Origin of the sequence: Nostoc sp. 'Peltigera membranacea cyanobiont' 210A (assembly GCF_002246015.1) — a bacterium.
Taxonomy (GTDB): Bacteria; Cyanobacteriota; Cyanobacteriia; order Cyanobacteriales; family Nostocaceae; genus Nostoc.
In genome coordinates this window covers 247650-268950 of sequence record NZ_NOLJ01000004.1, presented here as the reverse complement: position 1 = coordinate 268950, position 21301 = coordinate 247650, and the positions used below count along the sequence as shown (strand labels likewise).

At 40.2% G+C, this 21301-nt stretch carries 19 protein-coding genes; 11 read left to right on the top strand and 8 right to left on the bottom strand.

Translation table 11 applies throughout. From position 1 onward, the window contains the following. Positions 1-107: 107 nt before the first annotated feature. Positions 108-461, bottom strand: coding sequence for a heterocyst frequency control protein PatD (gene patD, locus CDG76_RS14145; RefSeq protein WP_094349630.1), 354 nt, complete (start codon positions 459-461; stop codon positions 108-110). Positions 462-809: 348 nt separating this feature from the next. On the opposite strand from patD, the gene CDG76_RS14140 reads away from it, so the two are divergent. The 8 genes from CDG76_RS14140 (at position 810) to CDG76_RS14105 (ending at position 9512) form a co-directional block, all read left to right on the top strand. Then, positions 810-3080 (top strand): RelA/SpoT family protein, encoded by a 2271-nt coding sequence (locus CDG76_RS14140; RefSeq protein ID WP_094349629.1) that lies wholly within the window; start codon positions 810-812, stop codon positions 3078-3080. 242 nt (positions 3081-3322) lie between these two features. Further along, positions 3323-4321 carry a nodulation protein NodZ gene (locus CDG76_RS14135; RefSeq protein WP_094349628.1) on the top strand — a complete coding sequence of 333 codons (999 nt, stop codon included), beginning with the start codon at positions 3323-3325 and terminating at the stop codon, positions 4319-4321. Positions 4322-4566: 245 nt separating this feature from the next. After that, positions 4567-5283 (top strand): class I SAM-dependent methyltransferase, encoded by a 717-nt coding sequence (locus CDG76_RS14130; protein ID WP_094349627.1) that lies wholly within the window; start codon positions 4567-4569, stop codon positions 5281-5283. 413 nt (positions 5284-5696) lie between these two features. Further along, complete coding sequence (locus tag CDG76_RS14125; protein ID WP_094349626.1) at positions 5697-6776, top strand: M4 family metallopeptidase; 1080 nt, start codon at positions 5697-5699, stop codon at positions 6774-6776. A 143-nt stretch (positions 6777-6919) separates the two neighbouring features. Beyond that, positions 6920-7219: a protealysin inhibitor emfourin gene (locus CDG76_RS14120; RefSeq protein WP_094349625.1), complete on the top strand. Its 300-nt coding sequence runs from the start codon at positions 6920-6922 to the stop codon at positions 7217-7219. Between the two features lie 36 nt (positions 7220-7255). Continuing rightward, positions 7256-8065 (top strand): alpha/beta fold hydrolase, encoded by an 810-nt coding sequence (locus CDG76_RS14115; protein WP_094349624.1) that lies wholly within the window; start codon positions 7256-7258, stop codon positions 8063-8065. A 64-nt stretch (positions 8066-8129) separates the two neighbouring features. Next, positions 8130-9050, top strand: a complete 921-nt coding sequence (locus tag CDG76_RS14110; protein WP_442946375.1) for a DUF4437 domain-containing protein — start codon at positions 8130-8132, stop codon at positions 9048-9050. After that, entirely contained in the window at positions 9051-9512 is a 462-nt protein-coding gene (locus tag CDG76_RS14105) for an antibiotic biosynthesis monooxygenase family protein (RefSeq protein WP_223265235.1), read from the top strand. Positions 9513-9536: 24 nt separating this feature from the next. On the opposite strand, the gene CDG76_RS14100 is transcribed toward CDG76_RS14105, so the two are convergent. After that, a complete protein-coding gene (locus CDG76_RS14100) occupies positions 9537-11006 on the bottom strand; it encodes an amidohydrolase family protein (protein ID WP_094349622.1) in 1470 nt (489 codons plus the stop codon). 220 nt (positions 11007-11226) lie between these two features. Here CDG76_RS14100 and CDG76_RS14095 point away from each other — a divergent pair, with 220 nt between their 5' ends. From CDG76_RS14095 to CDG76_RS14085, 3 genes are read left to right on the top strand one after another with little or no spacing between them, the layout of a single operon-like run. Next, the gene (locus CDG76_RS14095; RefSeq protein WP_094349621.1) at positions 11227-12024 is read left to right on the top strand and encodes an aspartyl/asparaginyl beta-hydroxylase domain-containing protein; all 798 of its coding nucleotides are present in this window, start codon (positions 11227-11229) and stop codon (positions 12022-12024) included. 2 nt (positions 12025-12026) lie between these two features. Further along, a complete protein-coding gene (locus CDG76_RS14090) occupies positions 12027-13034 on the top strand; it encodes a zinc-binding dehydrogenase (RefSeq protein ID WP_094349620.1) in 1008 nt (335 codons plus the stop codon). Between the two features lie 38 nt (positions 13035-13072). Then, positions 13073-13471, top strand: a complete 399-nt coding sequence (locus CDG76_RS14085) for a nuclear transport factor 2 family protein (protein WP_094349619.1) — start codon at positions 13073-13075, stop codon at positions 13469-13471. A gap of 36 nt (positions 13472-13507) precedes the next feature. Here the strand turns inward: CDG76_RS14085 and CDG76_RS14080 are convergent, their stop codons facing one another. The 6 genes from CDG76_RS14080 to CDG76_RS14055 all read right to left on the bottom strand — a co-directional run bounded on the left by CDG76_RS14080 (position 13508) and on the right by CDG76_RS14055 (position 21088). Beyond that, on the bottom strand, positions 13508-13984 hold the full coding sequence (locus tag CDG76_RS14080) for a hypothetical protein (protein ID WP_094349618.1): 477 nt from the start codon (positions 13982-13984) through the stop codon (positions 13508-13510). A gap of 118 nt (positions 13985-14102) precedes the next feature. Continuing rightward, a complete protein-coding gene (locus CDG76_RS14075; protein ID WP_094349617.1) occupies positions 14103-16499 on the bottom strand; it encodes a hybrid sensor histidine kinase/response regulator in 2397 nt (798 codons plus the stop codon). A 1095-nt stretch (positions 16500-17594) separates the two neighbouring features. Beyond that, a complete protein-coding gene (hpsU, locus tag CDG76_RS14070; RefSeq protein ID WP_094349616.1) occupies positions 17595-18176 on the bottom strand; it encodes a hormogonium polysaccharide biosynthesis acetyltransferase HpsU in 582 nt (193 codons plus the stop codon). Between the two features lie 2 nt (positions 18177-18178). Then, positions 18179-19135 (bottom strand): glycosyltransferase family 2 protein, encoded by a 957-nt coding sequence (locus CDG76_RS14065; protein WP_094349615.1) that lies wholly within the window; start codon positions 19133-19135, stop codon positions 18179-18181. Between the two features lie 24 nt (positions 19136-19159). Beyond that, positions 19160-20092, bottom strand: coding sequence for a glycosyltransferase (locus CDG76_RS14060; protein ID WP_094349614.1), 933 nt, complete (start codon positions 20090-20092; stop codon positions 19160-19162). Between the two features lie 168 nt (positions 20093-20260). Beyond that, positions 20261-21088 carry a hypothetical protein gene (locus CDG76_RS14055; RefSeq protein ID WP_094349613.1) on the bottom strand — a complete coding sequence of 276 codons (828 nt, stop codon included), beginning with the start codon at positions 21086-21088 and terminating at the stop codon, positions 20261-20263. Between the last annotated feature and the right edge of the window lie 213 nt (positions 21089-21301).

The window sequence follows — 21301 nt, the reverse complement described above, 5'->3', positions numbered from 1 at the left end:
CCAATCCCCAGTCCCCAGTCCCCATTCCCAACTTGTTAGCAAAATAACTTTCCATCATAGGTCAGAAATGAGATGATGGAGAAATTAGAGAAAAAGGTAAACAATTGTTATTTTTCTCCTTCCGCTTCTGGTTGCAGAATGGCATCACAGTATTGAATGAGGGTTGTCAAGCGATCGCTAATCGTTTGAAGTCTCGTTTGTGCAGTAGATGCCTGCCGCGCTCCTTGGAAAAACATCACATCTATTGCCAAAAGGCGCAATTGCTTGCTCATCTCCGTTTGATAAGACTGCACTCGCCAGTTTTCATCAGCCAAAGGCACAATCTGTTGCCCGAAAAATTGCTGCAACGTGGCTACACGCTGCCGCAGCTCTGGCGCAACGATTTGGGTAGTTGTGGCATCGGAGCGTAATTGCTCTAATAAAGTTACGAATGCCAGATATTTCTCACGGTTTAAAGACATCCAGTGCTAGTTAAGATAGTATTAATGTCAAGTAATTTTTCTTATACAATAAACTTTCTTAAAGACTTCTCAGCACTAAAAGCCTCAAATCTTGATTTGGGGCTTTGTTTGCCATCAATGGATTTTCTTTCTTTAACGATCCTTGGAACTCAAACTGGATGAGTACCAGACGCTACGCGAACGCGTAGAGAAGCTATGCCAAAGGCTTTACACTACGCTATTGCAATTGGAGAATCATCCTTACACTGCTTTTTCCACCCTTTTTTAGGCAACAGCATCTTTTCAGGGCGATGCTGCTAGTTTTATTTATCATTCACTTATCTACCGATCCATTCAAACCCAAATTCTATGAGCAGTATAGCGATAAATTCATCAGTTGACCTTGCCATTCCCGAATGGTTAAAAAAATGTTTGAAGGAGTCATCGACAACTAGCGGCGCAGGGGAAGATGACCGAAGGCATAATGATGCCGTCTTAATTGGTCGGGCATTTGAATTTGCATACCAACTCCATCAAGGTCAATACCGCAAATCGGGAGAACCATACATCGCCCATCCCATTGCTGTGGCTGAATTGCTGCGTGACTTGGGAGGCAGTGCTGCTATGATAGCAGCTGGATTTCTCCATGATGTCGTTGAAGATACAGAAGTAACAAGTCAAGAAATAGAAGAACGCTTTGGCGCAGAAGTGCGGCAATTGGTTGAAGGTGTCACCAAGCTTTCTAAAATCAATTTCACCAGCAAAACCGAAAGCCAAGCCGAAAACTTCCGGCGGATGTTTTTGGCAATGGCGCAAGATATTCGGGTAATTGTGGTGAAATTGGCAGATCGTTTGCATAATATGCGAACTTTACAATATATGTCAGAGGCCAGCCGCCGCCGCAGTGCCCAGGAAACGCGAGATATATTCGCACCTTTAGCCAATCGCTTGGGGATTTGGCGAATAAAATGGGAACTGGAAGATTTGGCTTTTAAGTATTTGGAACCAGAAGCTTTTCGCGAAATGCAGGAGCATGTTTCCGAAAAACGGACGGCGCGAGAAGAGAAGTTGGCCAAAGCTACAGATATTTTGCGAGAACGTTTGCAGCAAACCGGAATCCGCTTTCAGGATATTAGCGGTCGTCCCAAGCACCTTTATAGCATTTACCAAAAAATGCACCGCCAGCAAAAGGAATTTCATGAAATTTACGATTTGGCAGCGCTGCGGATTATTGTTCAAAGCAATGAGGAATGCTATCGGGCGTTGGCGGTGGTTCATGATGCTTTTCGCCCAATTCCTGGGAGATTTAAGGACTATATTGGACTGCCAAAGCCTAACCGTTACCAGTCGTTGCATACTGGGGTGATTGGATTAACTGGCCGTCCTTTAGAGGTGCAAATTCGGACAATCGAAATGCATCATATCGCCGAGTATGGGATTGCCGCTCATTGGAAGTATAAAGAAACAGGTGGTTCTAGCATTAGCCATTTGACGGGCACAGATGACAAGTTTACTTGGCTGCGGCAACTGCTGGAATGGCAAACCGATCTCAAGGATGCCCAAGAATATCTTGATAGCGTCAAAGATAATCTATTTGAAGATGATGTCTATGTCTTCACCCCTAAGGGGGATGTCGTTCCTTTAAGTCCCGGTGCTACCACTGTAGATTTTGCTTATCGCATTCATACAGAAGTCGGAAACCACTGTTCAGGGGCGCGGGTGAATGGGCGAATGGTGCCACTGTCAACGCGGCTGTACAATGGCGATATTGTAGAAGTTCTCACCCAAAAGAACTGCCATCCGAGTTTGGATTGGTTGAACTTTGTCAGAACTTCGGCGGCAAAATATCGGATTAAACAATGGTACAAGCGATCGCGCCGGGAAGAAAATGTCGCCCGTGGACGAGAGTTGTTAGAAAAGGAACTAGGTAAAACTGGTTTTGATAGTTTGCTGAAGTCGGATGCAATGCAGATTGTCGCCGAAAAGTGTAACTACCATAGCGTGGAAGATTTACTCGCTGGTTTGGGTTACGGAGAAATTACCTTGAACCTAGTGCTAAATCGCTGGCGAGAAGTAGCGAAGGGACAACAACCAGTCTCCACTGTGTCACCATTTATCCCCAAAGAAGCAGCAACTTCAAAAGCTTTGCGAGATGCACCTCCAACTACCTCACGTTCCACTGATTCGCCAATTTTTGGGGTGGAAGGTTTGGTATATTATTTAGCTGGGTGTTGTACCCCGATTCCTGGCGAACCAATTATTGGTGTGGTGACGCGAGGTAGGGGGATTTCAATTCATCGCCAAGGCTGCCATAATCTGGAGACTGTGGAGTATGAACGCTTAGTACCAGTTAGGTGGAACCCAGCCGCCGAAAGTAGTGGTCGTCCGCATACGTACCCAGTAGATGTTCAAATTGAAGCTCTGGATCGTGTTGGGGTGCTGAAGGATATTTTGTCACGGTTAAGCGACCAAGGGATCAACGTCCGTCATGCCCAGGTGAAAACCTCTACTGGCCAACCTGCATTGATCGACTTAGGAATAGATATACGCGATCGCTTTCAACTAGAGCAAGTCTTCGTCCAAATTAAGAAAATGAGCGACATTTTGAATATCCGCCGCGTCGGTCAAATTGACGAGTAACAGGGGTATCAATATCCCCAAAAAAGCCTTCTCTTGCTTACCTAGCAGCCTGTCTGGGAACTCAATATGGCGGCTATAAATTCCGTCTAAAGAGATAAAACCTTCCCTGGCAGGTTCGTCAACTATTGATTTGACCTATCATGAGTGATATTATTCTGGCGATCTAGAAAATATGAATAAAATCTTCCCTAGCGGGTTCGTCAACGATTTTTTGAGTTTAAAATTGTTAGGAGCAATCAAAAATGGTTTCAGAGAAGTTTTTATTAGTCAAAGGCAAAGCAGGGATGGGAAATCGTTTTCTCGCTCTCTTGGACAGTATTTTATATGCTCAACTTACTAATAGAAAGATAGTTGTTGATTGGAGCGATGAGGTTTACTCGAATAATCGCAGCAATGTTTTTCCTGACTTTTTTAATCTTCATCATGTTACCCAAGCTTCAGAAATACCTTCTACTCAATCTGTCTATCCAAGTGTCTGGAAGAATAGCTTAGATAAATCTGTAAATGAAGTACTGCTATCATACGAATCTCCAGATGATTTGCGATATAACAACCCAAAAATATGGGCAAAATACACTACTAATATGTCTCACATAGATTATAGTGAAGATATTTTGATTAGATGGTCGTATGTAACAGAGACTTATAAGCTAAGACGACATTTTTTAGGTGATTTTGCTTATCTCCAAAGTCTGAGTAATGAAACTATTTTAAAAAAGATAATTAGAGAACATCTGAGTTTACAACCTAATATTGAGGCAATTATTAAAAAAACTGTAGATAGTTCTTTTGAAGATATAGTAATCGGGGTTCATGTTAGATATACCGACAGAAAAACTTCCAAAAATCTCTATTTAAAATTTGTTGATAAGATTCTTGAAAAACATCCTAAAAGTTTGATATTTTTAGCTACTGATAATCCCGCAGTAGAAGATTCTTTTAGAGAGAAATATACTAATATTTTAGTTACAGATAAGTGGTATCCTGCTTCAGGATCTTCTTTACATCAGAATCCTGAATGTCCAGATAGATTTGAAAATGGTGTTCAAGCTTTAATAGATATCTATTTATTAAGCAAATGTAATTATCTAATATACAACCAAACTTCTACTTTTGGTGTAGTCGCAAAGTTGATTTCTGATATCCCAGAAGCTAATACAATTGATACTTCTCAATACAGTTTAAAAGGAAAAGTCAAAAACTTAATTGCTTGGCTCAGAGAAAAAACAGTTCTTTCGTGATATTTTTTTTTATTAGAAATTTGAAAATTAAAATTAAGAATAATAATGATTTTTAATTAATTTTGAGTACAAGCCCCACTGATTGAATTTTTAATTAATTTTTAATTGAAGTAAAGCGACTTGACTATAGTGATTATCAATTGAGGTGTAATAGATTCTTAATTTTAGATGATGTCACATTTTGAGAAGATGTGCCCAAAATTGCTTGGGAATATTGATTAGTGTATACATTAGTTCCAATCCTTATGCAACAATTATTTCCTGGAGAGGTATTCGCCAACACTGCGGATTTTGACACTGGTATTCGCCAACTGTTACCGCGATACAATGAGATGTTGGAGGTAATTACCCGTTGTCTACCTTCCACAAGTCGGCGTATTTTAGAATTAGGTTGTGGTACAGGCGAACTTAGTCTCAAGATACTCAACCGCTTTCCAGATTCCCAAGTAATTGCCCTAGATTACTCACCTAGAATGTTACAATTTGCCCAAGATAAAATCACAGCAGCTGGATATGAACAACGCTGGACTGGTATACAAGCAGATTTTGGTGACTGGGCAAATAATCCAGAGAACTTGGATATTGGTAGCGAATTTGATGCTTGTGTCTCATCTTTGGCAATTCACCATCTCCAAGATGAGATGAAGTTGAAATTATTTGAGCGAATTGCTGCTAGCCTCAGTCAAGACGGCTGTTTTTGGAATGCAGACCCTACTTTACCAGAATCGCCAGCCTTAGCAGAAGTTTACAAAGCGGCACGAGAGGAATGGGCAGTTGAGCAAGGAACTAGTTTGACAGAGATTCGTGCAAAGCTTGGCACAACCAGCACTCAAGGTTACTCCAGTCAAGACCAGTTAGCTAGCTTAGATACTCATTTCCAAATGTTGAGCAAAGCTGGATTTAAGACAGTTGCAGTACCTTGGAAATATTATGGTCTGGCGGTATTTGGTGGCTGTTTATGAAAATTTTAGGTTTTGGATGCCTAAATTTGAGATTCCCCTGTCTCCAATAGGCATTTATAGCATTAACAACTTAATAGTAACAAAACAGCAATAAATAATATTATTTCTGTTGAGAAGAACTAATATATAAACGCATTAGGTCTGTAAAGGAGGTCTTGCTAACTCACACAAGGGTTTTAGCTGAAACTTGCGCCAATTAAGCTGGCTTCGTGTTTTTATACAATATTTCCACATCAGAAGTACCTGTGAGGATACTATCAATCCTCTACAGACCTATCCAAAAATACAGAGTAGAAAATTTCCTTCAGAAAAAACCAGGGACACGCGATTTGGATTCGTTTTTCTGCTCCTTTCTCTAGTGGAGTTAAAGCCACTGTTTGCCATCACTTAGTTTCAAAAGGAGAATATCTTGGATGGCTCGAAATAAAAAGAAATCAGCCGGGTTTAAGTATGAGCATCCACTTGTCTCTAGATGCCCTATTTGTTGTATTATCCCGCCCCACATGCTGGAAAATGTCGTGGTGAATGGCAATCCTCAGCAGCGGAGTTGGGCTTTTCATACATTAAATGTTTCGGCACAACTTCGCGGACGCAGAGATGTCATAGGTACTATCTCCTTTGCACCTTCACCGGGTGAAAAGCGGCGCACCATCTACGATGCCAAAAATGGCCAGCAACTACCTGGCACATTGGTGCGTGCTGAAGGAGACCCACCAAGCAATGATGCAGCAGTAAATGAAGCCTACGATGCTGCTGGTGCTACTTATGACTTATTTCATGAAATATTCGATCGCAATTCCATTGATGACAAAGGACTACGTTTAGACTCCACCGTGCATTATGGCGTTAAATATGACAACGCCTTTTGGAACGGCGACCAAATGGTTTATGGTGATGGTGACGGCGAACTGTTTCAACGCTTCACAAAGTCAATTGATGTGATTGGGCATGAACTAGCTCATGGGATAACTCAGTATGAAGCGGGTTTACAGTATTATGGCGAACCAGGGGCACTAAATGAATCGTTTTCTGATGTCTTTGGTTCCTTAGTGAAACAAAAGTCCAAAAATCAGACTGCACAAGAGGCTGATTGGCTGATTGGCGAAGGTCTTTTAGTACCAACTGTCAAAGGTATTGCCCTCCGCTCAATGAAAGCACCGGGAACAGCTTATGATGACCCAGTACTGGGTAAAGATCCCCAACCAGGTCATGTAAAAGATAAATATACTGGTGATGAAGATAACGCTGGGGTACATATCAACTCAGGAATCCCTAACCATGCCTTTTATCTAGCGGCTGTTGAAATTGGTGGATATGCTTGGGAAAAAGCTGGCAAAATATGGTATATAGCTTTACGCGATCGCTTACGTGCTAAAGCAGATTTTAAAAAGGCTGCCAACGTCACCATTCAAGTTGCTGGCGAACTCTACGGTAATGATAGTAATGAGCAAAAAGCTGTGCAGAATGCTTGGCAAAAGGTAGGAGTTATTTAGAGTTACGAGTGACTAGTGAACAAACTTCTTACTCTTAACGTTTTTAAATGTACTCTGTGTTATTGCTAAATTGGGAGGTGAGAACTATCATCTCCCAGTATTTGTATTTATCCCAACTAAATAATACAACGGAGAGCAAAAAAATGCGGATATCCTTTGAACGCACGGGCGGTTTTGCTGGGATTACCAAGAGAACAACCGTTGATACAGACACTCTCCCGCCAGATGAAGCTGCGACACTTCCCCGACTGGTAGAGGTTGCAGATTTATTTAGGCTACCTGAAATAATTACCTCACCAAATCAAGAGAGCGATCGCTTTCAATATAAATTAACAGTGGAAGATAACGGTAAGCAGCATACGGTAACTGTCAGTGAGTCAGCATTGCCAGGAACCTTAAGACCTCTGATTGAATGGTTGCAAACTGTAGCACAGAAAAGGTAATTTGCTGAATAAGTTAAATGAATTTATCAGGGTCTTATGAACAAACCAATCAAACGAGCTTTTTTAGACACTGAAGATGGGCAGATTCTTTACCGTATTAGTGGTGAAGGAGAACCACTTCTTTTACTTCATCAAAACTTCAGAAGTGGTGACGAATTTCGTGAGTTGATACCAATGTTTGCTCAGAAAAGACTAGTCATCGCTATGGATTTTTTGGGATTAGGAGATTCAGATAAACCACCCAGAATGTATTCAATTGAAGATTACGCGAAAACTGTTATTTTACTGCTAGACGAATTAGGAATAAAAACCACAAGTATTCTTGGGAACCATACGGGTGCTTGTGTAGCAGCAGAAATAGCAGCAGCTTATTCTCAAAGAGTCGAAAAAATCATATTATGCAACATAGATAATTTTAGCGAAGAAGGAAAAGCAGCTTTATCCAATAAATTTGAAAATCTCAAGATCGAAGCAGACGGTTCCCATCTTATGCAAAGATGGTCAGCGAGAGCAAGCTACATAGGTTCTGCTGAGTTAAATCACCGTTGGGTTTTGGACGATTTAAAAGGTTTTGGCTATCCTTGGTATGCACCTTTGGCTGTTATTGACTACTGCCAAAGAATGGAAGCAAGATTTCGTTTAATTAAATCTCCAACTCTAATATTGTCTGGAACAGAGGACCTAAAACAATTAGAAAGACTAGGTTTTGCTAACGCAGACAATAGAGAGTTTATTTTAACAGCAATTCCTCATGCAAAGATGATTGATATTGAAGGCGGAACAATATGTATGATGAACCAAATACCTGAAGAAATATCAAAGTTAGTAATTGAATTCCTAGAGTAAAACTCAGTGAACGCAATATAGTATTGACTAGGCAAAGCAAAGCATATAAACAGGAGAATATACAATTGTGGGTGAAGAGAATAGAAATTTTGATTACGCATCAAAAGACCAAACTGATGATTTTTTAAGTGTAGCGCCTGTAAAAGAAGATTGGGGTGGAGATGGTCGAGGACGCTTGAATCTATCGGGAAGGCGAACAGCAATATCGAAAGAATATTTGCCTCGCCAGTATCAATTTTTTGATACAAATGCTGTACCAGAAGAACAAGCATGGCGTATTAGTGGAATGCCAGACGAAGTAGCAGCAGGAAGACGAAGATTGCTGACTTGGGATGATAGTGGGGCATCTACTTCCAGAGTAATTCTACCGCCAGGATTTGAAGTGCCATCTGGTATATTTACAGCTGATTTAGAAATTTTTATTCTTGCTGGTGAAATTCAAATTGATGAATGGCGGCTAGATAAACATTCTTACTCGTTTATTCCGGCAGGGGTCAGACTAGAATCTTGGAAAGTTTTAGGTGAAGAAGGCGTTGAAATCCTTTGGATGGAAAACGGGCCGATTCCACTCAAATACCAATATGCAGAAATCAGTCATCCAGATGCGAGAATAAGTGAATTTATTCCAGTATTGGATAGTAAATTATTACCTTGGCGTAATACAGAGACAGTTCAATTTGAAGTAGCAAAAAAGAAGTTTTTAAGAAAACATAATAACGGGGGTGGAACATGGCTGCTTACGATTTTGCCACATTATGACGGTCACTATGCAATAATTCAATCATACAATGAAGAGGCTTATGCTTTAGCTGGGTATTGTGATATAGGAAATTATCGATTTGCAAAAGGACACTTAGGCTATTGTCCTACTAATAACACTACCCTTAGACACAGAACAGATGATGGATATTTATCTTTTGTGAGAGTTGATAGAGATGTATCCCAAATGGGAACAGTCATATCATATACAACTGGAGATACCTAAATGATTATACCAAGTAAGTTGTTTGTTAATCTTTGTGGATTGACAATTTCAGTTTTGATATTACCATTTCCTTCTTTTATGCAGGTTAAAACCCTTGTAGTTTCAGCACAACCTCTACCCAATAATCGCACTACTACCCAATCGAAGAAAGTAGTCGCACGTATTTGGCATGGTACAACGCTGACATCGAAAGCAGATGAATATTATACTTATTTGGTAGAAGCTGGTATTAAAAAAATCGAGTCTATTCCTGGCAATTTGGGGGCACAAGTACTTCGCCAGATTAATGAGAATAATACGGAATTTACTGTTATCTCTTACTGGGAATCACGGGATGCAATTCGCAATTTTGCTGGTAATGATATTGAAAAAGTTAGATCTCTTCCTAGAGACAACGAATATCTTATCAAACCAGAAACACAAGTTAAACACTTTGATGTCTTGCTTGACGATCGCAAATAGTTTTATATTTCTGTAGAGATTACTCTAACATCTTTTTAAATAATGTCCAGTAGGTGAACCTAAAACCTGCCCATTGTTATAAATAAGATTTCCACGCAAAAAAGTACTCTTCACCCGCCCAGTTAACTCTACACCTTCAAATGGCGTATAACCTTGTTGTGACTCCGACTCAGCAGCACTTACCACAAAGCTTTCATTGGGGTCTACCAACACCAAATCAGCATCATAGCCAATAGCTATATCGCCTTTTTCTAACAACCCAAAGCGCCGCGATGGGTTCCAAGATAGTAACTTAGCTATCTGGTTGTAAGACATTCCCCGCTTGCTACCTTCACTAAATACACCAGAAAGTAAATATTCTGTACCACCAAAACCAGACTTTGCTAACCAAATATTATTCGGGTCTTTATTACTTCTTTTTTGTTCAGCAGAACAGCAAGCATGGTCGCTAACTATCCAATCTACTTGATTGTTTAATACTGCTTGCCACAAGTATTCCACATCAGCGCGAGGACGGATAGGAGGGTTGACTTTTGCCCAAATACCATTAGGAGTATCGACATCTAATAATAAATGTCCAACAGTAACTTCTCGCCGAAAATTAATATGAGAAAAAGCTGTTTGCATAGTCAAAGCTGCTTCCATTGCTTTACGCGAACTTAGGTGCAACAAATTGATATTTGCACAGTTAGTCTCATGTGCCAAATAAGAAGCAATGCAAATTGCTAAACCTTCAGAATGAGGAGGACGCGCTGCACTGTAAGCGTGTAATCCGCTAAGACTAGAATCGTTTTCAACTATTTTGGTATAGGCATTGAGAATTTCTGCAACTTCACAGTGCAAACTCAAGCTGATAGTATCTCGCGCTTCTGGATGTTTTTCCATCAAGCGAGTTAGACCGCGCATAATAAATTCAAAATGGGCGAAGTCGTATCTTTCCTCTTTGTTAATCATCAAAAAGAGGTTTTGCTGGTCTGACAAACCATGTAACCCATATCCGCCATAAAACATAAAGATTTTAAACGAAGATATACCGTATTCCTCAAACAATAGGGGTATTTCGTCGATATGCTGGCTTGCTATAGGTGCAATGTGATAGGCGTAATCTACAAAAAAATTACCTGCGGATAACGCCAACACCTCTGGAAAAAAATCGCGGTAGGAGCCGCCTTTGTTAAGATAATACTGCCCTGTACGGATGTAATTTAAGCTGGTAGTTACGCCTCCCATTGCGGCTGCTTTGGTTTCAGTCACAGCATCTTTGTCGAGGGGTTGGTAGATACCGATGTGCATGTGGGCATCCACGACCCCAGGAAAGCCTAGCAGGTTTTTGCCATCAAATACCTCTTTGCTTGTGTCTGGGCTAATATTAGGGGCAATCTGAGCAAATTTTCCATCCTTAATGCCTAAATCAAGTAGTTCGATTACATCCTGATGGGGACGAACTACCCGCACATTTTTGATAATTTGATCTAATACGGGAGTTTCAGACACAGTAGACCTCACACTAATAGGACTTACGCACGAGTGAATTACGGAATAAGGAACCGTAGAGGCGCAGAGGACACAGAGGAATGGGAGTTTGACAGATATTTTGCTTCAGTTCTGACTAAAATAAGTTTAGTCAGGAATTCATCAGATCGAATCGGGGCAAAGCCTAAATCACATTATTATATAACGGTTTTTTATGAAATTATCTTCAGGGGAAAAGACAATGGAAAGTTTTAATGAGTATCATATAGACCCAAAGGGATTTACTTTTCTCAAAAGTTTTCAAGATAACTGGCAAGTCATTAGAGATGAGTTTACAAGCTTTATTAAGAATGCATCTAATGAAGAGTTAAAATTTACTTCCGATGTTATTGGCCCGAAAAGCCAAACAATTAAAACCAAGGGAAAGGCGAAATATAGTGCTTTTGGTATCTTGTTTCAAGGTATGTTTATTGACAAATATATTCAGGCGTATCAAATAAAATATCCTGATTATGGGCCAGATGAAGCATCAAAAAAAGCACTTGTATTAAGAGAGAAATATTTTACGAATTTAGCCAATGTAATAAAAGATGTGAACCTGATTGAGGATGATATCATCAGAAACGTGTATTATGGTACATTCCATCCAGGCTTGGATATCAAGCTGCATGTAAACTATAACCTTCATACAAATCGTGGCTATCTAGGATTAATTGTGCCAGAGGGAGATGTGGCTATGAAAATATGCCACGATCAACTTTATTGGCATGAAGGAAAATTCCTGGTTTTAGATCATAGCTATCCCCACTGCCCGCATAATTACACTAATTATGATAGAACTGTTTTAGTTGTAGACTTTTTTAAACCGGATAAACCTAGAGATGAAGTGATCCGATTTGAGAAAGAGCAAGTCACACAACGGATACAAGATAATCCTTACAGCTTAGGTGTTTTTGGTAAAAGCGATAAAGCTAAAGAAGAAGATTTTATCAAGTATGGTTTAGCTCATCAATTAGAGTGGGATAAAGCCTTGATTTAGAAATGAACGTAACAACCTACAGAAAGTTAATAGCAAAGCAACTTAATCAAGATTTTAAATCTGCTATTGAAATTGTCGAAATTCCTCTTTCCAAACCTGCTGCTAGTGAACTGGTAATCCAAAACAAATTTGCTGGCGTTAACGCTGGCTTTGACACTTTACTTTGTCGTGGTGACGTTCCATATATTAACTTAATTCCTCCCTTTGATTTGGGTGTGGAAGCTGTAGGGAAAGTTATCGCTATGGGTGAAAATGTCAAAGATTTTCAAATTGGTGATGCTGTGATAACTACGGCACGTGGCGGCGGTTATCGAGAATATCAGCTTATCAATGCAAACTTAGCAGTGAAGGTGCGGGAGGCAACACCAGAGTTACTAACACTAATGCCTACAGGTGTATCAGCTTTGGTTGCATTAGAACAAGTGGGGGAAATGAAAAGTAATGAAGTAGTTTTAGTGACAGCAGCAGCAGGGGGAACCGGTCATATTGCGGTACAATTGGCAAAATTAGCTGGTAATCATGTCATTGGTACTTGTAGTTCTGAAGCGAAAGCAAAATTACTCAGAGAATTAGGCTGCGATCGCATTATCAACTATCGCACAGAAAACCTCAATCAAGTCCTCAAGCAAGAATACCCTAATGGCATTAATTTAATTTTCGACTGTGTAGGTAAAACCGTATTTGATACCTGCGTTGATAACTTGGCAGTGCGGGGACGCTTAGTTGTAGTTGGTTTTATCTCCGAATACGCAAAAAATGTAGAACAAATTACACAACCCCGCCTTTATCACCAGCTATTTTGGAAAGCTGCTTCTGTGAGAGGCTTTCTCATGCCTCATTATAAAGAATATATGGCAGAGGCACGCGATCGCCTCTTAAACCTCTTCTACACAAACAAACTTAAAGTTGCTGTTGACCCAACACAGTTTCAGGGCATAGAATCAATACCCGACGCTGTAGAATATCTCCTCAGTGGTCAGAATTGTGGCAAAGTGGTAGTGAGATTTTAAGCAACACGGTATTAATTTATATCCAGGCGAGGGTAAAAATGACACAAAGTTCAGAAAATACTTTAAAAGTTGCTCAACAGGCATTTGAGGGTCTAACGCATGGTATGGCAACAGGAGAGTGGGAAGCATTGTTAGATATGCTCACAGAAGATTTCACCCTTTGGTTTCCAATGGCAAAATTCCACGGTTTAAATGTGGGAAAAGAAAGAGCTAGAGAATTTTTCGAGTACGTTTCTGAATCCTTTAGTCCTGGGTTGAAGCTGACTGGTCTAGACCGTGTTACTAGTAATGAAACGACTGCTGTCTTTGAGTTTCGGGACGAGGGGCTTTTATTCGGACAGCCTTACAAAAATCGGGTAGCAGTTTCTTTTGATGTGCGTGAAGACAAAATTTGTGGCTATAGGGAATATTTTGGCAGCGATGGTAAATCGTATTAAATAAGTCGTAATTATGAATTATTTAATTGATTTTTATTAGTTACTCTCAGGGTTGAGTTCGTTGATTTCTCTGCACTTAGCCTCTGCGGCTTGATATGCTGCCAGATAATCTTGACCACCCAACATTACATCACCGTAATATTCATAAGGTGGATCGCCATAAATTGGCAATGGTTCGTCTTCTGGATAATCTTCTTTTGATTCTTCAATGATAGCTTTCAGTTTTTTAACAGTCAGACTATGTGCTGCAAAATACCAGATTTCTTGGGGATTTTTGTTCAGGTGAGGTAATGTGGGATCGATAATGCGGACATCAGAGGTGTCGTCTAGCTCAATCCAACTGTGTTCAACCGGTCTGTATGGCTTCCCAGCAAAAGCTAAAAATCCCTGAATATACCTTGCTCCCTCAGTGGATAATGCTGCTTTATAAGCATTATCAAACGGAGTGCTAGCTTTGCTGTTTATCTGTTCAGCAATTTTGATTGACAGCGTTTCATCCAATAGTTTGTTCATCGATAGCAAGGATTAGAGCAGCCATGAAAACATATTACCACTGCGACTTACCATTTTGCTTAGGCATTGGGCATTGGTTATTCACTAATGATAAATGACTAATGACTAATGACAAACTCTACTTTGTGCTAATCAGCATCTGTAAATTTATTAACAAGTCGCTTGAGGTGTAGGGCTTGGATAAAAGGGTTTTAACACTATTACCAAGGTTTTTAATCATTTCATGATTGAATGCTAATCCACTAACACCAATAATTTTGATGTCTGGATTAATTTTTTTCAATACATTGATAGTTGTTGGCCCATCCATACATGGCATCATCATATCAACCAACACTACACTAATTTCTTGTTGATGTTTTGTATATAGTGCGATCGCATCAATCCCATCACTAGCCACTAAAACTTTATAGGCATTTTGTTCTAACCAGGTTTGAGTAACCTCTCGAATTGAAGCTTCATCATCAACAACGAGAATTAATTCTCCATGCCCTGCTGGTAATTTCTGATCTCTAGCTAATTTACCATCTGCTTCGATTGTCTGCGTTACGGGTAAGCAAACTTGAAACTCTGTACCTTTGCCCACTTCACTAACTACATTCACAAAACCACTGTGGCTTTTGATAATGCCAAGGACTGTTGAAAGACCAAGCCCTGTACCTTTACCCACTTCTTTTGTTGTGAAAAATGGCTCAAAAATTCTATCTACTATTTCTCTTTTAATTCCTGTACCTGTATCACGCACGGTAATCATTACATAAGAACCCACCTTAGCATCAATATTCATCCGGGCATAGTGGCTATCAACCCAGAAATTCTTGGCAGAAATCTTTAAGATACCGCCATGAGGCATAGCATCACGAGCATTAATGCAGAGGTTCATCAGCACTTGGTGTAGCTGAGTCGCATCACCAAAGACATTCCACAGGTTTTGCTGAGGAACATCAATGTGGATTTCAATAGCTCTGGAAAATGTTTGCTTAACAATATTTTCAATTTCTAAAATTGAATTACGTACCTGTAAAGTTTTAAAGTTACCTACAGATCCGCGTGAAAACCACAACACTTGTTTAACTAAATCTGCTGCACGTTTAATATTTATTTCCATAATTGTTAGCCATTTCTGACTGTTTTCATCCGGCAGCTTTGCCTCTAAAAGTTGTACTGTCATCATCATGGGTGTCAGTGCATTATTGAGGTCGTGGGCGATGCCACTTGCTAGAGTGCCAAGACTCTCCATCCGCTGGGCCCGGAGAAACTGCGCTTCGAGTTGCTTTTTCTCTGTAATGTCGGAGTTGACAATCAGAATGGATTTGGCTTGCCCCTGATCATCGTTTACCAGTGTCCAGCGACTAGCAACGATGATTTCTTTGCCTTGTTTTGTGACTTGATGTAACTCACCTTGCCACGAACCACTCTCAGCTAAAGTTTCCTCGATGTTTTTCAATTGCCAAAAACTTTGCTTTTGATAAAAAAGCTGATTAGCATTCTTGCCCACTACTTCTTCTGCCATCCAACCGTAGAGATGTTCAGCCCCTTTATTCCAAAATTGAATTTGGTTAATCAAATTTTGAACGATAATTGCGTCTGTGGTGATGTTAAGCAAAGCAGCTTGCTCGCGGATTTTCTGTTCTGCATCTTTGTGTTGGCGCAGCGCAGCTTGCTGTTCGGTAATATCAATTACAAAGCCTGCCATCCGCGCAACTTTACCTGTAGAGTCTAAAAAGATATAGCCATTGTTTTCAACTGTGATATAAGTGCCATCTTTACGACATACGCGAAATTCAAGATGGAATCGCTCTTTTGTGGATAAAACGCGGTTAATCTCTTTGTTAAAGAAGCTGCGATCGTCAGGATGAACCAATTCTAGCCAGCGGTTCAAACCTCCAAACATCTCAGGCATAGAGTAACCTAATATTCGCTCTACATTGCCATCATATTTAATCTCATTGGTATGCAAATGCCAGTCGTAGAGAATCTGACCACTTGCTTGAATTAGTGCTTGATAGCGATTGTTCCACTCATCTAATGCATCTGAATGACATCGTAGTTTTTCCTCTATCCGCAGGCGCTCCAAGATTTCGGTCTCTAAACGTTGATTTTGCTCTGTGAGTTTTTTTGTGAGGTTTCGTAAACGTAAATGGGTATTTACCCTAGCTAAAACCTCTTGATATTCTAGAGGTTTGGTAATGTAATCTACTGCGCCAAGATTCAAGCCTTTGACTTTATCTACCTTGTCACTCATGGCAGTTATAAATATTATGGGAATATCTTGAGTGGCTGGATTTTTTTTCAAAAGTCTACAAGTCTCAAAACCGTCGATTACTGGCATTAATACATCCAGTAAAATCAGATCAGGTGAAGCATATTCTGCCATCTGAACTGCACTTTGACCATCTTCAGATACTAAAACTTGAAAGCTGTAATACTCTAAAAAGTCAAATAATACTTGTAAATTAACAGGAGTATCATCGACTATTAAAATAACAGGTTTTTCATTTCTATTAAAATTCATACTTGCCTCTTATTAAATTTATTTTAAAACTTCTAGAATTTGCTTTCCTTTAAAATAAAATCTTTATAAGATTGGTGGTAGGGGAAATTCATAAATTCCTCCTATCTAAAAATCAGGGTTTCAGCTATTGTTTGCGTAAGTCCGGGTTTAGCAAGTTGATGAAGATGTGTGGCAGATCGCACTTTACAGCACTTCCGGCAGCCATGAGGTACATCCTCAAAACTGAAAGCTATGCTAGGCAAGGATAAAAACTGTATTGCATAATAGCGGGAAGCGCTGTATCACCTACTTGTTGGAATGGCAAAAATAATTTTGCTATTTAAAATATCTCTTGGCTGATTTGAGATGCCATACTTTCTGCCAATTTTTTTAGATACACACAAATTTTAGACTTAAATTAAAAAGATTTAATTAAATAAAAGTAAACTATTTCCACAAAATAGCGGTTTCCAAGTGATGAAGTAATATATAGCAATCCGATTTGATTTCTGAATCACTCGTAGAGGTAAGGGACTGGGGACTGGGGACTGGGGACTGGGAAGAAGGAATAAAGGTGTACTGAGTTTTGTTCAAAAATCAAATATGAGTCCTATATAACAATCTTGAGGCATTCGTGAAAAACAAGATCCTCGGTAACTTTTACGAAGTCGGGGATCTACGGGTTGCAATTCTCACAAATCAAATACTAGTACAGTACGGCGTAAATAAACCACCCATTCAAAACCAATGAAATGCTTACGCTGTATTAATTTTGAATTTTGAATTCCGCCTTGCGGTACTAGTCCTATATACCTCATTCTTATTAGAAAAAGTTGCAAAAAAATTGTAGGTTGGGTGGAGGCTTTGCGTAACCCAACATTCTGATATATGTTGGGTTGCGCTCCGCTCCACCCAACCTACGTCTAATGCACTATTTTAGGCAAGACAGGCTACTACGTGTATTTCAAAAATCAAATATGATTCCTATACTTCATTCTTATTAGAAAAAGCTATATAGCGATCGCACTTTTATTCTCTTCCCAAAAACAAATAAATATATAGAAAAGTTAAGGTAGCACAACTAGTTGTACTACCTTATTATGTTTATCTATAAAATCACGGGGTTGTGGAGGGATCGAGTTTTAGCCGAGCTGTTTTGGGGCGACATGGGCTTCCCCAACAAACCTGCCCAGAAGGCATATTAGTAAAAACACTACTACGAGCGCCAATCACAGCATTAGCTGCGATTTGCACTCCTGGCGCAACAAAACAATCTGCTGCTACCCATGCACCATTTTCAATGGTAATACTCGCTGTTTTCAACCCAAAAGCAGGATCTTGGAGATCGTGAGTACCAGTACACAGGTAACTTTTTTGGGAAATTACGCAATGTTCACCAATATGGATCTGATCGAGGCTATATAAAACTACGTTATCTCCAATCCAACTGTAGTTGCCAATGGTGACTTTCCAGGGGTAGGTAAATCGGGCTGTGGGCCGAATTAATACACCTTTGCCGATACGAGCGCCAAATAATCGTAGCAAAGCACAACGCAGAATATTTAACGGTTGAGGTGTGAGGGGAAAGGCGATCGCTTGTACAAACCACCATAATAAAACATACCAACTTGGACGCCCTCGGTCAAACCAAGATTGGTCATATTTGCGTAAATCTACGAAAGGTTGGTCATTAGTCATTATCAAGAATCAATAGTCAATAGCTTTGCTTGTGCTTCTCTGCTCCCCTGCTCCTCTGCTCCCTCCTTCGGCGTAGTTGCAGTATTTAAGTGACCACCGCAGTTGCGTAATTCGTAAAGTTTAACGCCAATTTGATATTCATATTGACTCAGTAAACGAGCATAGATATATCCCGCTTTGCCATCTAAAAAACCGCGTTGAATTATATAAAACAAAACAAATCGCAAAATTGGTTTAAATGGCAGGCGTACCCAAACTTTTTTCAGAAATCGTTTGCGTTGCACGGCATCGCCAAATAGATTAGCGCCGATAGTACCGCTATCATCTTTACCTGTAAGAATATTAAAATAAACCCTGGCTTCCCAGTTTGAATAGCGGTTGTGGCGTTCTAACCAGTGGTAAAGGTCGCGGAAGTCCTCGTGGAGCATATCACTTTTGAGATACCCAACTTTCCCTTGCAAAACCACGTGTTCGTGAACTTCGTTATCACCAGTATTAGGAATATCTTCTGTATTTAGATTTTCGTAGCGACCTTTTTTATGTTGAAATAAACGTAGATTCCAATCAGGATATTTACCACCATAACGAATCCATTTTCCTAAGAAAAATACGCGGCGGTTGAGATAATAGCCTGTATGTTCATCATTTTGAATTGCTTGCTCAATTTCTTCCCAAAGTTCGGGGGTGATGCGCTCATCACAATCGACAATTAGTACCCATTCATTACGAAAAGGTAGATTATCTAAAGACCAATTTTTCTTTTTGGGCCAGCGTCCATTGAAGTTGAATTGCACGACATTTACACCGTGACTTTTAGCAATTTCAATGCTGTTGTCAGTACTTTGAGAATCTACTACAAATATTTCATCTGCTCTGCTGAGGCTAGTAAGGCAAGCAGGCAAGTTAGCTTGTTCGTTTTTTGCCGGGATTAGGACGGAAACTGGTATTTTGGATGACATATTGAGTAGAAATTATGTTACTAGTTATTTCTTATTTGATGTAGATAAAAGACCCTGAATAGCAGCATTTAAGTAACCAATCTGACCGTAAGCATACACCAGTTTGTCAAACCGTTCTGCTGGATCGGAGAAATACTGTAAAGCCTTATACAAGCCTCGGACAAACCTTTCGCTACCTCGCTGTAATTGAGCGATCCCAGCTTTACCAGCGAGTTGTTCTCGATAGCATTCGCTGATACCCTGCCACCAGCCCCGGTTTAAAAACCAGGAGCGTTGGAGGCGCTCTGGAGCTACATTGTGAGCGACGAGTGCTTCGGGAAGATAAGCGACTTGCCAACCACGCTGTAGAGCAAATTCGGTCATTTGCAGTTCTTCGTTAGATAATAAATTTTTACCCACTCGACCGAGATGAGGATCGAAACCGCCAATTTCTTCGAGGAAACTGCGGCGGATGGAGTAATTTAAGCCTCTGGGTGTTGAGCCAGGTTGCTCAATGTAGATGTTACTGTCACCTAAGTCGTATGCACCCAGATTTGCAGCTAGCCCCGGAGATAGCCATCGTGGTTGTTGAATTCCTGGAGGCCACAGGAGAGTGACTTTGCCACCTGCGATCGCTAGCTTAGAGTTATTGTAATAGGCAGAATATAAAACTTGTAGCCAGCCCTTACTGGCAACGGCATCGTCGTCTAGATAAGCAAGAATATCACCACTGGCTACCTTTGCACCCGTGTTACGGGCGACAGATAAACCAATGGTGGGTTCAAAAACATACTTCAGGCGAGGATTGTGGGCCCTTTCTTCTACAACCTCACGGGTGCGATCGCTAGATCCATTATCAACTACTACAATTTCAAAGTCAGCAGCAAAATCCTGATCTAAAAGACTATCAATTGCAGCCCCTAAATAGGTATCTCGATTGTGAGTACAGATAATGGCAGAGATTTGAGTGTCTGGCATAGATTTAATTTTGGATTTGAGATTTGGGGCTTTCCTGCGGAACGCTACGCTCAGTCGAACGATTTTAGATTAAAATCTTAAATCCAACGCTATAACTGCTGAGAGTTAATCTAAACCAAAAGTTACCGACCTACCAACCGAGTTTCTTCGGAAATAATCTTTAAAACTTTACGTTTGTTGAATATGACTGTGTAAAACTACAAGAGTTTGCGCCAGTTGACTAAGGCGGGTTTCCAAAGATTGCTTGCGCCCTAACAGTTGACGTAACTTTTGGTAACGAGCGATCGCCATACTAACATTGGGAACCTGATCCGGTGGACATGGACGCGACCAAACTTTACCAGTATCGTCTACACCACAGAGGCGATAGCCAGTAATAGATGATTGATAAGATACTTTTCCACCAGTGGCACAAATTTCTTCTACGTAGTTCATCAGGCGGTCAACTTCTGCATGGCGCAGTGTCGCAGTTCCTCCTGGTTCTGGTTCGGTGGGATTGGATTCTAACCAGCCATTGACAATTGGCCCTTCTAAGTAAATATCCTGAATTTGTTTCAAAATATTTTGCAATTCTGTTTGCCAACCAGCGACAGTTTCCTGAATTTCTTGCAATAGATTCATCGCCAATGCTGGATTCGCACCGTGGCGATGGCTACTAAAGGTCGGAGTTTTCAACTTGGGTAGGCTGGGTGTTCTGTTACCATTCTCTTCTGCTTGAAAGGTCTGCACAGATTCATGATGAGGAAAGAAATTTTGGTCAGAAGGATAATCAACCTCAGTATTTACATTTAAGTCAACTGTTTGTCCTTGTGACTTTACTTCCTCATCCTGAGAGGATGGAATTTGTGTACTTTCTGTAGTTTCGTTAGCTCCAACGCTGATTCTAAAAGAGAAAGGCCGTTTTGTTGTCGAATCAGTTGTTTCGGCAGTAGAGTCAGTGCCGCGATTCCCTAAATCGTGTAGAGTTGCTTCAATGCGTTTTAAGCCTGCGTTCATAAAGACATCCTAAAGTATGCTGTCCCCAGTAGTATTGAATAATTGAAAATGGGGTAGTTGGGATTTTTGGCTTTTGCCAGTTGTAACATCTAATGATGCTGGTGCTAATTTTATCCCTTAAAAGTTATTTGAAACCAAAAATCTCACCGATGAAGTAAAAAAATGTGGTGATGAATTGTAACCGTAGGCATATTGTTAAAATACTCAGTAAAA

Excerpts from the sequence above, each read along its gene's own strand:
- patD (WP_094349630.1), bottom strand. The coding sequence starts at position 461 with ATGTCTTTAAACCGTGAGAAATATCTGGCATTCGTAACTTTATTAGAG.
- CDG76_RS14140 (WP_094349629.1), top strand. The coding sequence starts at position 810 with ATGAGCAGTATAGCGATAAATTCATCAGTTGACCTTGCCATTCCCGAA.
- CDG76_RS14135 (WP_094349628.1), top strand. The coding sequence starts at position 3,323 with ATGGTTTCAGAGAAGTTTTTATTAGTCAAAGGCAAAGCAGGGATGGGA.
- CDG76_RS14130 (WP_094349627.1), top strand. The coding sequence starts at position 4,567 with ATGCAACAATTATTTCCTGGAGAGGTATTCGCCAACACTGCGGATTTT.
- CDG76_RS14125 (WP_094349626.1), top strand. The coding sequence starts at position 5,697 with ATGGCTCGAAATAAAAAGAAATCAGCCGGGTTTAAGTATGAGCATCCA.
- CDG76_RS14120 (WP_094349625.1), top strand. The coding sequence starts at position 6,920 with ATGCGGATATCCTTTGAACGCACGGGCGGTTTTGCTGGGATTACCAAG.
- CDG76_RS14115 (WP_094349624.1), top strand. The coding sequence starts at position 7,256 with ATGAACAAACCAATCAAACGAGCTTTTTTAGACACTGAAGATGGGCAG.
- CDG76_RS14105 (WP_223265235.1), top strand. The coding sequence starts at position 9,051 with ATGATTATACCAAGTAAGTTGTTTGTTAATCTTTGTGGATTGACAATT.
- CDG76_RS14095 (WP_094349621.1), top strand. The coding sequence starts at position 11,227 with ATGGAAAGTTTTAATGAGTATCATATAGACCCAAAGGGATTTACTTTT.
- CDG76_RS14090 (WP_094349620.1), top strand. The coding sequence starts at position 12,027 with ATGAACGTAACAACCTACAGAAAGTTAATAGCAAAGCAACTTAATCAA.
- CDG76_RS14085 (WP_094349619.1), top strand. The coding sequence starts at position 13,073 with ATGACACAAAGTTCAGAAAATACTTTAAAAGTTGCTCAACAGGCATTT.
- CDG76_RS14080 (WP_094349618.1), bottom strand. The coding sequence starts at position 13,984 with ATGAACAAACTATTGGATGAAACGCTGTCAATCAAAATTGCTGAACAG.
- CDG76_RS14075 (WP_094349617.1), bottom strand. The coding sequence starts at position 16,499 with ATGAATTTTAATAGAAATGAAAAACCTGTTATTTTAATAGTCGATGAT.
- hpsU (WP_094349616.1), bottom strand. The coding sequence starts at position 18,176 with ATGACTAATGACCAACCTTTCGTAGATTTACGCAAATATGACCAATCT.
- CDG76_RS14065 (WP_094349615.1), bottom strand. The coding sequence starts at position 19,135 with ATGTCATCCAAAATACCAGTTTCCGTCCTAATCCCGGCAAAAAACGAA.
- CDG76_RS14060 (WP_094349614.1), bottom strand. The coding sequence starts at position 20,092 with ATGCCAGACACTCAAATCTCTGCCATTATCTGTACTCACAATCGAGAT.
- CDG76_RS14055 (WP_094349613.1), bottom strand. The coding sequence starts at position 21,088 with ATGAACGCAGGCTTAAAACGCATTGAAGCAACTCTACACGATTTAGGG.